Genomic DNA, 13,754 nt, shown 5'->3' with positions numbered 1-13,754 from the left:
CAGGTCGTCACAACGGTGACTAGGGTACCGGGATGTGAAGAGCAGCAGTTTTGTGGTGCCCGACGAACTCGACGTGCTCGAGCGTCACCCGAAGACGTCCGAACCGGGCGAACTCATGCGTCCGCACAACATGACGTGCTTCGGTTGTGGCCCAGAGTCCCCACACGGCCTACACCTCGAGATGTACGCGGGCGAGGGCTTCAGCGTCGACGCGAAGATGCCCGTCCAGCAGTGGATGGAGGGCGGGCCCGGCGTGATCCACGGCGGCATCCTCTCCAGTGCGTTCGACGACGTCATGGGTATGACGCCGCGGCTGATCGGTCCGGCGGCGGTGACCGTGCACCTCCAGGTCGACTTCCTGCAGCCCATCCCGGTGGGCAAGACCCTGCACCTGCATGCCGAGATCCTGGGCAAGCAGCGACGCAAGATCTACGTCGAAGGTGTTGCGCACCTCGGTGATCCGGAGCGGCCGGTGGCGCGGGCGAACGGCCTGTTCGTCCAGATCGACGTCCGGGCGCACTTCGCCGATCACGTCGAGAACAGCGCCAAGGCGGCGGAGTACCTGGGCGGTAAGCCTCAGCTCTGAGGCCGGCTCAGAACGGCGCGTCCACCGGGTCGGAGTCGCGTAGGTGGACGGCGTCGCCGAGGTTGGCGACCCGGAGGATGCGGATGCCCTTCGGGAGTTCCTCGTCGGTGGCCGCGGGGATGATGGCCTCGCGGAAGCCGAGCCGCTTGGCCTCCGCCAGGCGTCGCGCCACCGCCGACACCCGACGGATCTCGCCGCCGAGTCCGACTTCGCCGATGACGACGGTCGACTGGGGGACGGGGCGTTGGGTCAGGGTCGAATAGACCGAGAGCGCGATGGCGAGGTCGGCGGCGGGTTCGGTCACGCGCATGCCGCCGACCGTCGACAGGTAGACCTCCGACTTGCCCAGTTCCTTGCGGCCGGCGCGCGCCTGCAGCACGGCGAGGACCATCGCCACCCGGTTGAAGTCGAGGCCCGACACCGCACGACGGGGGTTGGACATCTCGGTCCCGTTGGCGAGCGCCTGTACCTCGCCGACGAGCGCCCGCTTGCCGTCCATCGTCACCATCGTGACGCTGCCACTGACGTCCGAATCCCGTTGGTGCAGGAAGATTCCCGACGGATCGGGAACCTGGTGGATGCCGTCGTCGCGCTGTTCGAAACAGCCGACCTCGTCGGCGGCGCCGAAACGGTTCTTCACGCCGCGGACCATCCGCAGCGTCGAGTGCTTGTCGCCCTCGAAGGCGAGTACGACGTCGACGAGGTGCTCGAGTGAACGAGGACCCGCGACCGCGCCCTCCTTGGTCACGTGGCCGACCAGGATCACCGCGATGCCCCGGTTCTTGGCCAGCGAGACCAGTGCGGTGGTGACGGCGCGGATCTGCGTCACGCCACCGGTCACGCCGTCGGCGCCGGACGCGACGACGGTCTGCACCGAGTCGATGATCATCAGCGACGGCCGCACGGTGTCGACGTGGCCGAGGATGGTCGCGAGATCGGTTTCGGCGGCGAGGTAGACGTTGGCGTGCACCGCGCCGGTGCGCTCGGCGCGCATACGGACCTGACCGGCCGATTCCTCGCCGGTGATGTAGAGCGCGACGCGATCCTGGGCCGCCCAGTGTTTGACGGTCTCCAGCAGCAGCGTCGACTTGCCGACGCCGGGTTCTCCGGCGAGCAGGATGACCGACCCCGGGACGACGCCGCGCCCGAGGACGCGGTCGAGTTCCCCGATGCCGGTGGGCACCGCCGCGGTGGACTGGGCGTCGACCTCGGTGATGCGCAGGGCCGGGCTCGACGGCGCCACCGCGGCGGTCGTCCGGGAGGACGTGGGTGCGCCGGCGACCTCGTCGATCGATCCCCACTCGCTGCATTCGGGGCAGCGTCCGACCCACTTGGCGACCTGATGACCGCAGCCGGTGCAGCGATACGAGGATTTGGGTTTTGCCACCCGGTCAGCCTAAGCGGGCGGACCGACAGAACAGACGAGGCCCGGCGGATGCCGGGCCTCGTCGTGCGTCTTCAGGGGAGGGGTCAGTGCCCGCCGCCCTCTTCGTGTCCGGTCTCGGGTGTGCCGCCCTCGGAGTCCCCGGGGCCGACCGCTCCGTGATGCTGGTTGTAGAACGTCGGCTCCGCGTTGCGCGCGACGTCCTGGCGCTCGAGTTCCGCGCCGGCGTCTACCGGGGTCTGCACGGTGGTCTCACCGGCGGGGACCCACGAGCCGTTGCCCTCGCGCTTCTCGAAGACGAAGGTCAGGTCGGTGGTCAGGCCGGCGGCGACGGTGTCGCCCGCGTTGGTGAGCTCGGCGGTGACCTTCTTCTCGCTGTCCCGGACGGAGCCGACGGGCGTGCCGCTGCTGAGGGCCTGCCCCGGCGCGATGACGCGAGCCGCGGAGTCGCTGCCCTCGACGAACTCGACCGAACCCTTCTCGGGCTTGATCTCCTTAAGGCGGTAGTACGCGGTCTGGTCGGAGTTCGCGACGACGAACGCGAGCTCGAACGGTCCGCCGTTGCCGAAGACGGTCGGTGCGTCCTTCTCCGGGTAGAGGATCTGCACGTCCCGCAGCTGCAGCGTGTCGATGTTGACGTTCGCACCGTTCACCGCGGGCAGCTGGTTGGCGGTCTGCGAGATCTGTCCCGCACCGCAACCGGTGGTGCCCAGGGCAACGGCGATGCCGATCGTGGCTGCAGCGGTGGCCAGACGAGACGGCCGAACCGCCGACCGCCGTGCGGATAGTGGAAGCACTGACACCCGATCCTCCCAGGTCAAACGAAGTCGAATTGCAGCGCGCGAAACCCTGCACTACGCAGCGTAGTGGGCGTCGTCCGGAAAAGTCCGCCCGGGTGCCCGATTCGTGTCCGCGAGGGCATGTTCCGGGGCTCGGGAGGGGGGTCTCCACGGGGCTCGCCGGAGAGGTGTTGCGTGACGTCGAACACGCTGCTACGGCACCCCCTGCCACCTCGGAAGAGCCTGCACTGGAACCGGTTCACCGCGTTGACCTGCACCGTTGGGTGGGGCCCTCGGAACGCCCGTGCTAGACTGGGTTCACTCGAAAGGGGCAAGGAACATTGAATTTCAAAGTTGGCGACACCGTCGTTTACCCCCATCACGGTGCTGCTCGGGTCGAAGACATCGTTACCCGGACCATCAAGGGTGAGCAGATCGAATACCTTGTTCTCAAGGTTGCCGACGGTGACATGACCGTTCAGATTCCCTCGACGAAGTTGGAATACGTGGGCGTCCGCGACGTGGTCGGGCAAGAGGGTCTCGACCAGGTTTTCCAGGTGCTGCGGGCCCCGCACACCGAAGAGCCGACCAACTGGGCGCGGCGATTCAAGGCGAACCAGGAGAAGCTCATCTCCGGCGACATCATCAAGGTCGCCGAGATCGTGCGCGACCTCTGGCGCCGCGAGCAGGACCGTGGACTCTCGGCCGGTGAGAAGCGCATGCTGACCCGTGCCCGCCGAGTCCTCGTGGACGAACTGTCGCTCGCGCAGAACACCGATGACGAGAAGGCCACCATCATCCTGGACGAGGTCCTCGCGGCGGCTTCCTGACATCGGTTCGTACCTGATCAGGTAGAACATTGACCACTACGCCGGAGGATTCCGGCGCGGCAGTCTGCGTCATCATCCCGGCCGCCGGGTCGGGAACCCGACTCGGCGAGCCGGTACCGAAGGCGTTCGTCGACCTCGGTGGCGCAACGATCATCGAGCGCTGCGTCGACAACATCCCCGAATCGCTCGGGGCGTCGATCGTCGTCGTGGTGCCGGCCGACCTCGTGGAGCATGCTCGAGAGCTGCTCCCCGGGGTCGCCGTCGTTCCCGGCGGTGCTCACCGGTCCGATTCGGTGCGTGCGGGAATAGCCGCGGCCGGCGATGCCCGGATCCTTCTCGTGCACGACGCGGCACGTCCCCTGACGCCCGCTCATGTCTTCACGAGAGTGGTCGACGCCGTCGCGGCCGGGCATCCGGCCGTGGTGCCCGGGGTGCCGGTTGTCGACACTCTCAAGCAGGTCGCACCGGATGCGAGCGGACACGAACTCGTGACCCGCACCGTCGACCGCGAAGAACTCCGCGCGGTGCAGACCCCACAGGGCTTCACCCGCGAGGCCCTGCTGCGAGCGCATGCCGACGATTCCGGTCTGGCGACCGACGACGCCGGCCTCGCCGAACGCTGCGGAATCCCCGTCCACATCGTCCCGGGAGACCCTCTCGCCATGAAGATCACCACCCCGTGGGACCTCCGCATCATCCGAGACGTCGTCCGTGAGACCGCGGCCGACGCCGAGGCCCGGTCATGAGGGTCGGGATCGGCACCGATGCGCACCGTATCGACGCATCCGCCGACTGCTGGATGGTCGGCCTGCACTTTCCCGACGAGCCCGGCTGTGAGGGTCACTCCGACGGCGACGTCGGTGCGCACGCCCTGTGCGACGCGGTGCTCTCGGCCGCCGGACTCGGCGACGTCGGGTCGGTGTTCGGCACCGGTCGACCCGAGTGGGAGGGCGTCTCCGGCATCGCGATGCTCACCCATGTGGCCGAGCTGATCGCTGACGAGGGACTCCGCGTCGTCAACGCCGCCGTGCAGGTCATCGGCAATCGTCCCAAGATCGGACCCCGTCGTGCCGAAGCTCAGGAAGTGCTGTCCGCGGCGGTCGGCGGACCGGTGTCGGTGTCGGCGACGACCACCGACGGTCTGGGCATGACCGGACGCGGCGAGGGGATCGCGGCGGTCGCCACCGCCCTGCTCGACGACGCGTGACCGCGGCTCGACGACGCCCGGGTCAGCGCGCGGCGGCGTCCAGCAGGATCTCGCAGGCGCGGTCGACGGCGTCGGCCGGTGGGGTGAGGTCCCTCCCCAGACGCGCGGCCGCAGCCGCCACCGCCGGATCGGTGAGCGGGTCGAGATCGGATGGCTCGAACCGGGCCAGCTTGTTGCCGGAACCCGCACCTTTCCGTCGAAGAGCTGCCGCCCACATCGGCTGATCCGCGCTGAGCCACGCGATCACCGACGGGATGCCCGCGCGTGCTGCCGCTGCCGTGGTGCCGGCGCCGCCGTGGTGCACCGCGCCTCGACATTCCGGGAGCAGGGTCTCGTGGTCGACCGGCTGTTGGAGGTGCAGGAGCCGATCATGCTGGGGGAGTTCGTGATCGGTGTGTCCGATGACCCGAAGCCCGCGATCGAGGAGCGAGCTCACGATCCCGCCGATCTGCTCGGCGGTGATCTTCATGCTGCCGAAACCGACGTAGACGGATGCCTCACCGCCCGACGCCCACTCGACCGCGCGTGACGTCGCATCGTCGCCGTTGGCGAGTGCGGCGCGAGTTTTCTTGTCCGGCAGAAGGAATCCGACCAGCGGCCGCTGTGGTCCCCAGTCGTTCGCGAGTCCGGGGAACAGGGCGGCATCGTAGGCCTGGATCTCGGGTACCCCGCGCCGCTGAAGTCGGCTCCCCAGTGGGCCTTTGGCGGGCGGGAGGCCGAGTTCGGTGCGCAGCCTCCGGTCGGCGCCGCGCAGCGTCAGCCAGTAGGTCTGGTCGGCGAGACGCCACATCGCGCGCGAGACCGTACGCGGGTACTCGCGGTAGCGGACGGCGAGGCTGGCGTTCGGGCGCAGCGGACAGTAGTGCAGCGGAACGAATCCGATGCCACGGCTCTGGGCGATCGCGTCGGCCCGGTCCTGCGCCAGCGGCCCGGTCACCAGGAGATCGGAGACGTCGGCGAGTTCGGCCATGACCTGTTCCGAGGTCGCGCGACCGTGGTCGGCGACCTCGCTCAGCGCCTTCAACCGGACCCGTGGGTTCTTGGACTTCAGGCGCTCCTTGACCAGTGGACCGGCCAGCAGCTCGGCCGTCGACGGCGCCAGCATCCGCGTCGGCAACCCGGACGCCGCGGTCAGTTCGACGAGATCCTCGGGCACGGCGAGGCGGACCTCGTGGCCGCGACGCGCGAGTTCGGTGCCGATCGCCACCGCGGGCTGGACGTCTCCCCGGCTGCCGTGGACGGTGAACGCGATCCTCATGCGCCCCAGCGGCTTCCGTGCAGGCCCCACGCGGCGAGTTCGGTGGTCACCAGCTCGCGCAGGGTGGTCACGTCCGGGATGCGCACCGGGTCGAGCGAACTCACGCTGAACATGACGTCGTCGGCGCCGAGCGCGAGCCAGCCGCTGATGCCGCCCTTGCGGTCACGCAGATTGCGGGGATCGTCGGTCGCGGTGACGGCGCGGATGGAGAGTGCGGCGCGTTCTCCGGTGCCCAGCGTCGCGAACTCGTCGGGAACCAGTCCGACGTTGGAGGCGAGGCACAGCGGTGTGGTGACGTTGGCGGCGAGGCGTCGGGTGAGGGCGGCGCTCAGCGCCTGCAGGACGACTGCTCGCTGGGCCACTTTGCCCGAGTTGGCGGCCGACCGGTTGTAGGCGTCCTTGCACGCCGTCCGGACCGCGGACAGGTCCTCGTAGCGGTCCGGGGAGACCTCGACGAAGGCGGTGGCGCCCGACGTCGCGTTGGCGCGGCGGTCGTCGGGCGTGCGTGACGAGACGGGCAGCGACACCGGGACGACGTCGCCGGGGGAGACCCGGCCGCACCGCTCCAGTACACCCACCATGAGCGCCGCGAAAAGGCTGTTGTCGGTGCCGCCCCGGGATTCGGCCGCGGCGGTGAAGTCGGCGGCCGGGATCAGGACGGTCACGTTCGGTGCGATCTCGGCGGTGGCGACGTCGGTGTCGGGTGCCGGCCGGCCGGTCACGCGCGCCGGCGAGGCGGGCGGTCCGGACCTACTCGCGCGCGCCATCCGGATCGCGGTCTTCCCCGCGGTCCAGAGCAGGTCGCCGGCGTCGACGACGTTCGACACCAGGCCCGGAGCGGTGCCGGGCGTGTAGTCCAGGGCCGTGGACGGCCTCGAGGACCGCGACCGCGCCCGTCCCGCCGTCGGCGATGACATGGGAGATGACCAGGGACACGAGCACCGAGGCGTCGTCGGCGGTCCGTGCGACGACGAGCCGCCACGCGGGTCCGTTCTCGATGTCGAGGTCGGCGTCGGCCTGTGCCCGGCCCCACTGCTCTTCCTCGCCGACCGCGACCGGCTCGGCCTGCACGGAGAAGTGGCCGGCGTCGGGGGTGTACCGCCAGTAGGCGCGCCCCGGACCCCGATGGGTGGCGACGAGCCGGCTCAAGCGACCGCGACGTAGCTTGTCCGCCAACGAGGCGATGGCGTCGACGTCGACCGTGCCGGGGAACCGCCACAGCGTCTGGTTCACGACGGGGAGGCCGAGGATCACATCCATGCGCACGACGAGGTCGTCGTCCGCGGTGAGCCGATCGACGGTCGAGTCGGTGGACACGCCGGGTACGTGTCCGACCAGGGAAGCGAAGTTCATGACTGCACCTGCCGTTCGTCGAGAGTGATTCTTTCCACAAACCACCGGGCGGAAGGGCTCCGACCGCACCCTGGTGCCATGTGTGTTGTGTCACACCAAGTTTCCATTGTGAGCACCTCCCGAGGTGTCTTCCGCGGTGCCGGTCCGATCCTGCCGGACCGGCGGAGCGGTGCGGGCCGGATGCCGGCGACGGCCGGACGGATGAATGTGCGCAGCTGCGGATTCGGTGATCGTGGTCGACCGCGCCCCGCGAGCCGCGTCAGGTGGCGTCGAGACCGTGCAAACCATACCCGAGGAGCCGGTGGTGGCCCGATCTTCGGGCGACGGGCCCGAACGGTGGCCCGGGAGTGCCCTGAAACCGCCAATATCATGGATCTTTAAGGGTCGCCTTGTTGACGCGCAATTCGCACGGCGAACTATCCAATCGGATGAATTCGGGTTACTGTCGTGACCAATGTGGACCGGCCCCCCCGGAAATCGGGAAGCCCGGCGAATCTGTTCCTGCTCGCCGCCGCACGCTTCGACGGTCCACTCGACGAGAAGGCGATGAGCGGTGCTCTCACCGCGTTCGTCCGCCGACACGAGGAGCAGCGCGCCCACTACCGCAGTGGTGACTCGGGTCCCGAGCGATGGGTGGCGCCGCCGGAGGCGTTCGAGTTCCGGGTGGCCCGGCGCGCCGGGGAGGCGCTGGTCGTCGAAGATGACGATCTGGGCCTCTGGGTGGGTCGTCGCGCATCGGAAACTGCTCGCGCAGAGCTGATCCCGGGCACCTGGTGTGCCGCCGCGGTCGACGACGACGCCTTCACGTTCTTCTTCGCCACCGACCACGCCCACGGTGACGGCTACTCGTCGGCGCTCGCGCTGTCGGAGATCGTCGCGCTGTACCGGGAGCGAAGCTCCGGTGTACCCGCGGAACTCGGCCCTGCCGGTGCCTTCGGTGACTCGATCACGGCCGAGCGGGCCGCGGCGGCGGCGCTGACCTCGGCGGACGAGTGCGTCGCTCTCTGGCGGGATGCGTTGTCCGCGAACGATGGTCGACCTCCGCGGTGTCCACTCGAACTGGGACTGACCGACGGCACGCCGCAACCGGCGGTCGCGGTCGAGCACTGGTTGCTGACCCCCGAGCAGCTGGCCCGCTGCGACACCCGGCTCGCCGCGACCGGTGGCGGTTTCGCGGGTCTTCTCTACGCCGCTCTCGCCCGGCACCATCGTGAATCCACCGGAGAGGCAAGGTTCTTCGTGTCCACCGTGCTCGCGAGGCGAGACGCCGGGCACGAGCGGACACAGGGCTGGCTGTGCAACTTCGCGCCGGTCATCGTGGACGCACCGCAGGGTCCGGATGCCTCGTTCGACGACCACGTCCGGATCGCGACCGGCAGCGTGCGTGCGGCTCGCCGTGCCGCCTCCGTGCCGGCCCACGGCGCACTCGGTCTGCTGGCCGGCGAAGGGGTCTTCAAAGGACTCGACGGAAGTCCGTACATGGTGTCCTACACCGATGTTCGCCGGTTGGGACTCGGTGCCGACCCGGTCCTGTCCACGATGCAGACCTCCAGTGGGGTCGGTCCCACCCGCAACGCCAATCTGTGGTTCACGCGCACCGACGCAGGCCTCGTCATGCGCTCGCACGTCCCCGACAACGAGGTGGCGCGCAGTTCGGTGCTCGGGCTGTTCGAGCGGGTCGAGTCCATCGTGGCCGACTACGCCGCGGGCGCTCCCGAGTCCACGTCCGCCGACCCCCGCCAACCGACCGACCCCCGCCGATCGTCAAGGAGTGTGCGATGAAGCTCTCGAGTTCTGAATCGTGGGAGGCCGAGCCGGGTGAACTGGTGCGCTGGCGGGCGGTGCCGGGCGGGGCGGCCAATCAGTCGAGCGCTCCGGTGTCGGAGAACGAGCGGTTCCATCTGGCGTCGCTCGCCTCGGGGCAGCCGGGCTGGATGGCGCTGACCCTCGACTTCCCCGAACAGATCGACGCCGACGTGCTCGGCGAGGTGGTCGGGACGATCATCGCCCGCCATGACGCGCTGCGCAGCCACTACGTGCGGACCGGTGACGGTGTCACGCGGTTGCTGCATCCGGGCGTCGACGTCAAGGAGGAACTCCGCGAGACGGTCGACGGGCTCTCGGCGAAGGCGTTCGCCTCGCGCCTGACCGAGTACATCGGCGCGACGTGCAATCCGTTCGAGCCGATGCCGCACTTCCTGGCCGCGGTGACGCGTCCCGGTGGCACGACCCTGATCTGCGCCTTCGACCACTGTTACGTCGACGCCCGCTCGCTGGCGGTCGTCGCCGCCGAGATCTGTGAGCTGGTGGCCGGTCGTGGGCCGGCCCCGGCGGAGTCCGGCCTCGACGCGCTCCGTGCCATCGCGGAGTGCGAGGCATCGGTGACCTCCGACGATCCGCGGCTCGGCGGCTGGGAGCGGTTCCTCACCGCCACCGGCTGGACGGTGCCGGAGTTCCCGCTCGACCTCGGCGTCGCGCCCGGGGACGCTCTGCCGGTGCACACGATGGTCCGGACGCTGCTGTCCGGCGACGACGCCGCGGCCTTCAGCTCAACGGTGCACCGTCGCGGGGCGCGTACCTATCCGGCCGTCCTCACCTGTGCGGGGATGGCCATCAGCGCCGCGGGTGGACCCGACGAGGTGGCGACCGTGGTGCCCACCGGTTCCGGGGCGGGACCGGGCTGCGTGAGCTGGTCGGTGGGAAACGCCCCGCTGCTGATCAGTGCGACCGGCGACCTGTACGCCGCCATGTACCGGAACACCCGACGTCTCGCGGCCCGCGCTGCCGCTGGCCGAGATCGGGCTGACACCGGTGTACGCGGCCTTCGGTGATCGACTGCGTCCCGGTCGAAGCGACGTCTTCATGATGTCCTACGTCGACTACACGCGGCTGCCGGTGCCGCGCGGGGACGTCGTCGTACGGCAGATCTCGAGCCAGAAGCCGACCGACACGGCGCAGTGGTGGTTCTGGCGTGATCGCGACGGTATCCATGTCCGAGTGCGGTATCCGCACACCGAACGGGCCGTGGCGGTCCTCGGGGACACGCTCGACACGATGCAGGCGCTGCTCGACTCGGTCCTCGACCCGGTCTCCGCCGCCGACGCGGGCTGATGGCATTCCGGCTGCGGAACGGGCCTCGTCAGCGCGCTCGCGTGGTCGGGGGCCCGATCGTGGTCCGGTAGGATGGCCGGTCGTGACCCTGCGCCTTTTTGACACCAGCTCCCGAGAGGTGCGCGACTTCGTGCCGCTGCGCCCAGGCCAGGCATCGGTGTACCTCTGTGGCGCGACTGTGCAGGGTGTTCCCCATATCGGCCACGTCCGCAGCGGTATCGCCTTCGACATCCTGCGCCGCTGGTTGAGTCATCAGGGCCTCGACGTGCTGTTCGTCCGCAACGTCACCGACATCGACGACAAGATCCTCCGCAAGGCCGCCGATGCGGGGCGTCCCTGGTGGGAGTGGGCGGCCACCCACGAGCGCGCCTTCGACGACGCCTACCGTGCGCTCGGCGTCCTGCCCCCATCGGCGGAACCGCGGGCGACCGGTTTCGTGACCCAGATGGTCGAGTACATGGAGCGGCTGATCGCGCGCGGACACGCCTACGTCGCCGACGGCAACGTCTACTTCGACGTCCGCAGCCTCCCCGATTACGGTGCGCTGTCGGGGCACCGGCTCGACGACGTGCACCAGGGTGAGAGCGCGGGCACCGGCAAGCGCGACCACCGCGACTTCACGCTGTGGAAGGCGGCCAAGCCCGACGAGCCGTCGTGGCCGACGCCGTGGGGCCCGGGACGCCCGGGCTGGCACCTCGAGTGCTCGGCGATGGCCACCAGCCTGCTGGGTTCGGAGTTCGACATCCACTGCGGCGGAATGGATCTGGTGTTCCCGCACCACGAGAACGAGATCGCCCAGGCGCACGGCGCCGGGGACCCGTTCGCGCGCTACTGGCTGCACAACGGCTGGGTCACCATGGGTGGCGAGAAGATGAGCAAGTCGCTGGGCAACGTGGTGTCGATCCCCGCGATGCTGCAGCGCGTCCGTGCCGTCGAACTGCGGTACTACCTCGGCAGCGCGCACTACCGGTCGATGCTGGAGTACTCGCCCGGTGCGCTCACCGAGGCGGCCGCCGGCTATCGGCGGGTGGAGTCGTTCGTCGAACGTGTCGCCGCCCGCGTGGGTGATGTGGCGATCGGTGACATCGGTCCCGAGTTCGGTGCCGCGCTCGACGACGATCTCGGCGTTCCCGCGGCTCTCGCGGTGGTGCACAACGTCGTCCGTCAGGGAAACACCGCCCTCGAATCGGGTGACGGGGCGGCCGCTCTCGCCGCCGCGTCGTCGGTTCGGGGCATGATGGGGATTCTCGGCGTCGACCCGCTCGACGACCAGTGGGCCGGTACGGCCGATGACTCGGCCGCCACCTCCGCACTGGACGTGCTGGTGCGCGCCGAATTGCAACGACGCGCGGACGCGCGTTCCGCCAAGGACTGGGCGACCGCAGACGCGGTCCGGGACCGCCTGGCCGAGGCCGGCATCGAGGTGACCGACACCCCCGATGGTGCACAGTGGGCATTGAAGGGTGAGGCGTGATGGCAGGAAATTCCAAGCGTAAGGGTGCGATCCGCAAGTCGGGCACCAAGAAGGGGCAGGTCGTCGGGTCCGGCGGCCAGCGTCGCCGTGGACTCGAGGCCCGCGGCGCCACCCCGAAGGCGGTCGACCGCCAGTACCACCCCGCGCACAAGAAGGCCAAGGCCGCGGCGAAGTCGAGCCCCGGACGCAGCGGCGGCGGCGCGGCGCGCGCGAGAGACGAGGGTCCCGAGTACGTCCTCGGCCGCAACCCCGTGGTCGAGTGCCTGCGTGCCGGCGTACCCGCGACGGCGCTCTACATCGCCACCAACTCCGAGCCGGACGAGCGCGTCGCCGAGGCGGTCAAGATCGCCGGCGATCAGGCGATCTCCATCCTCGAGGTCGGCAAGCCGGAGCTGGATCGGTTGTCCACCAACGGAATGCACCAGGGCATCGCCCTGCAGGTGCCGGAGTACCGGTACACCCATCCGGACGATCTGATGGCCGACGCCAAGGCCAGCGGCACCCCGCCGCTGCTGGTGGCCCTCGACAACATCACCGACCCGCGCAACCTGGGCGCGGTGATCCGCTCGGTGGCCGCGTTCGGCGGGCACGGTGTGGTCATCCCGGCCCGTCGCAGCGCGAGTGTGACCGCCGTGGCCTGGCGGACCAGTGCCGGCGCGGCCGCCCGTCTTCCGGTCGCACGAGCCACCAACCTCACCCGCACCCTCAAGGACTGGGCGGACTCCGGTGCCCAGCTCGTGGGTCTCGACGCCGGCGGCGATGTGACCCTCGACGACTACGACGGCACCGGCCCGACCGTGATCGTCGTGGGGTCGGAGGGCAAGGGGCTGTCGCGCCTCGTGCGCGAGAGCTGCGACTCGATCCTCTCCATCCCCATGGCCGGAGACGTCGAGTCACTCAACGCGTCGGTGGCCGCGGGCGTCGTTCTCGCCGAGTTCGCGCGTCAGCGGCGTCGGTAGCGTCCGACAACGGTCACGACCGGCTGCGCGCGACCTCGACACCGGCCCGGCCGAGGGCCTCGAGGACCGCGCGGGCGTGGTCGACCGCGCCCGGGGTGTCTCCGTGCAGGCAGATCGAATCCGCGGCGACGGTGATGACCGAGCCGTCGATGGCCGTGAGCCGGCCGCTGGTGGTCATCTCGACGACGCGGCGGGCGATCTCGGCACTGTCGGAGAGAACCGCCCCCTGCTCGGTGCGGGGGACCAGGGTGCCGGCCGGGGTGTAGGCACGGTCGGCGAAGGCCTCGGTGATGACCGCGAGCCCGGCCCGTTCGGCGCGGGCGAGGACCTCCGAGTCCGGTAGACCCATCACCGCCAGATCGGGGTTCACGTCGCGCACCGCGGTCACGATCGCATCGGCCTGCTGCTCGTGGTGGACGACCGTGTTGTACAGCGCGCCATGGGGTTTCACATAGGTGACCGTCCCGCCGACGGAGCGGGCCAGGGCGTCGAGCGCGCCGATCTGGTAGACGAGATCGGCGATCAGGTCGGGCGTCGACATCTCCATGAAGCGGCGGCCGAACCCGGCACGGTCGGGGTAGGAGACCTGGGCGCCGATGCGGACCCCGGCGGCGACGGCCGCCCGGCACGTCGCCAGCAGGTCGGCGGGGGTTCCCGCGTGGAAGCCACACGCGACGTTGGCGCTGGTGACGATGGTCAGCATCGCCGCGTCGTCGCCGACTCCCTCGCCCAGATCGGCATTGAGATCGATGCGAGAAGCGTGCGCCGGGTCGGTGGTGGCCCTGTCGGGGGTCATGGGCCACATCCTAGTTC

The 13,754-nt window shown here is 69.9% G+C and carries 13 protein-coding genes and 1 pseudogene; 8 read left to right on the top strand and 6 right to left on the bottom strand.

Annotated features, from left to right (window positions below):
- The first annotated feature begins 55 nt into the window (after positions 1-55).
- The gene (locus C5O27_RS00585; protein WP_127963726.1) at positions 56-586 is read left to right on the top strand and encodes a PaaI family thioesterase; all 531 of its coding nucleotides are present in this window, start codon (positions 56-58) and stop codon (positions 584-586) included.
- A 7-nt stretch (positions 587-593) separates the two neighbouring features.
- On the opposite strand, the gene radA is transcribed toward C5O27_RS00585, so the two are convergent.
- Both radA and C5O27_RS00575 read right to left on the bottom strand, forming a co-directional pair.
- Complete coding sequence (gene radA / locus C5O27_RS00580; protein WP_006358495.1) at positions 594-1,973, bottom strand: DNA repair protein RadA; 1,380 nt, start codon at positions 1,971-1,973, stop codon at positions 594-596.
- An 83-nt stretch (positions 1,974-2,056) separates the two neighbouring features.
- Positions 2,057-2,767, bottom strand: a complete 711-nt coding sequence (locus C5O27_RS00575) for a copper chaperone PCu(A)C domain-containing protein (RefSeq protein WP_006358496.1) — start codon at positions 2,765-2,767, stop codon at positions 2,057-2,059.
- A 323-nt stretch (positions 2,768-3,090) separates the two neighbouring features.
- On the opposite strand from C5O27_RS00575, the gene C5O27_RS00570 reads away from it, so the two are divergent.
- From C5O27_RS00570 to ispF, 3 genes are read left to right on the top strand one after another with little or no spacing between them, the layout of a single operon-like run.
- Positions 3,091-3,579 carry a CarD family transcriptional regulator gene (locus C5O27_RS00570; RefSeq protein ID WP_006358497.1) on the top strand — a complete coding sequence of 163 codons (489 nt, stop codon included), beginning with the start codon at positions 3,091-3,093 and terminating at the stop codon, positions 3,577-3,579.
- A gap of 29 nt (positions 3,580-3,608) precedes the next feature.
- A complete protein-coding gene (ispD, locus tag C5O27_RS00565) occupies positions 3,609-4,325 on the top strand; it encodes a 2-C-methyl-D-erythritol 4-phosphate cytidylyltransferase (RefSeq protein WP_006358498.1) in 717 nt (238 codons plus the stop codon).
- A complete protein-coding gene (ispF, locus tag C5O27_RS00560; protein ID WP_035751791.1) occupies positions 4,322-4,786 on the top strand; it encodes a 2-C-methyl-D-erythritol 2,4-cyclodiphosphate synthase in 465 nt (154 codons plus the stop codon). The genes ispD and ispF overlap by 4 nt, the downstream gene beginning before the upstream one ends.
- Positions 4,787-4,808: 22 nt before the next feature.
- On the opposite strand, the gene C5O27_RS00555 is transcribed toward ispF, so the two are convergent.
- The 3 genes from C5O27_RS00555 to C5O27_RS22865 are packed head-to-tail and all read right to left on the bottom strand — an operon-like array spanning position 4,809 to position 7,397.
- On the bottom strand, positions 4,809-6,044 hold the full coding sequence (locus tag C5O27_RS00555; RefSeq protein WP_127961627.1) for a nucleotide disphospho-sugar-binding domain-containing protein: 1,236 nt from the start codon (positions 6,042-6,044) through the stop codon (positions 4,809-4,811).
- The gene (locus tag C5O27_RS22870) at positions 6,041-6,871 is read right to left on the bottom strand and encodes a hypothetical protein (RefSeq protein WP_244216572.1); all 831 of its coding nucleotides are present in this window, start codon (positions 6,869-6,871) and stop codon (positions 6,041-6,043) included. The genes C5O27_RS00555 and C5O27_RS22870 overlap by 4 nt, the downstream gene beginning before the upstream one ends.
- A complete protein-coding gene (locus tag C5O27_RS22865; protein WP_244216571.1) occupies positions 6,795-7,397 on the bottom strand; it encodes a condensation domain-containing protein in 603 nt (200 codons plus the stop codon). The genes C5O27_RS22870 and C5O27_RS22865 overlap by 77 nt, the downstream gene beginning before the upstream one ends.
- A gap of 447 nt (positions 7,398-7,844) precedes the next feature.
- Between C5O27_RS22865 and C5O27_RS00545 the strand changes: the two genes are divergently transcribed.
- The 4 genes and pseudogenes from C5O27_RS00545 to rlmB all read left to right on the top strand — a co-directional run bounded on the left by C5O27_RS00545 (position 7,845) and on the right by rlmB (position 12,941).
- Positions 7,845-9,179 (top strand): condensation domain-containing protein, encoded by a 1,335-nt coding sequence (locus C5O27_RS00545; protein ID WP_244216570.1) that lies wholly within the window; start codon positions 7,845-7,847, stop codon positions 9,177-9,179.
- Positions 9,176-10,508, top strand: a pseudogene (locus C5O27_RS00540) (condensation protein). The gene C5O27_RS00545 and the pseudogene C5O27_RS00540 overlap by 4 nt, the downstream one beginning before the upstream one ends.
- Positions 10,509-10,590: 82 nt before the next feature.
- Positions 10,591-11,982 (top strand): cysteine--tRNA ligase, encoded by a 1,392-nt coding sequence (cysS, locus tag C5O27_RS00535; protein WP_127961626.1) that lies wholly within the window; start codon positions 10,591-10,593, stop codon positions 11,980-11,982.
- Entirely contained in the window at positions 11,982-12,941 is a 960-nt protein-coding gene (gene rlmB / locus C5O27_RS00530; RefSeq protein WP_035751777.1) for a 23S rRNA (guanosine(2251)-2'-O)-methyltransferase RlmB, read from the top strand. Before cysS ends, rlmB begins: the two co-directional genes overlap by 1 nt.
- 13 nt (positions 12,942-12,954) lie before the next feature.
- Here rlmB and C5O27_RS00525 read toward each other — a convergent pair whose 3' ends face one another.
- Positions 12,955-13,737, bottom strand: coding sequence for a LamB/YcsF family protein (locus tag C5O27_RS00525; RefSeq protein ID WP_035751776.1), 783 nt, complete (start codon positions 13,735-13,737; stop codon positions 12,955-12,957).
- Between the last annotated feature and the right edge of the window lie 17 nt (positions 13,738-13,754).

It is taken from the genome of Gordonia alkanivorans, from assembly GCF_004011905.1.
GTDB lineage: Bacteria > Actinomycetota > Actinomycetes > Mycobacteriales > Mycobacteriaceae > Gordonia > Gordonia alkanivorans.
Note: the sequence above shows the minus strand (reverse complement) of the source record. Positions and strands in the feature narration are given on the sequence as shown.

Bases quoted from the DNA above. Each gene is read 5' to 3' on its own strand.
- ispF (WP_035751791.1), top strand. From the start codon at position 4,322: ATGAGGGTCGGGATCGGCACCGATGCGCACCGTATCGACGCATCCGCC.
- rlmB (WP_035751777.1), top strand. From the start codon at position 11,982: ATGGCAGGAAATTCCAAGCGTAAGGGTGCGATCCGCAAGTCGGGCACC.
- C5O27_RS00555 (WP_127961627.1), bottom strand. From the start codon at position 6,044: ATGAGGATCGCGTTCACCGTCCACGGCAGCCGGGGAGACGTCCAGCCC.
- C5O27_RS00525 (WP_035751776.1), bottom strand. From the start codon at position 13,737: ATGACCCCCGACAGGGCCACCACCGACCCGGCGCACGCTTCTCGCATC.
- C5O27_RS22865 (WP_244216571.1), bottom strand. From the start codon at position 7,397: ATGAACTTCGCTTCCCTGGTCGGACACGTACCCGGCGTGTCCACCGAC.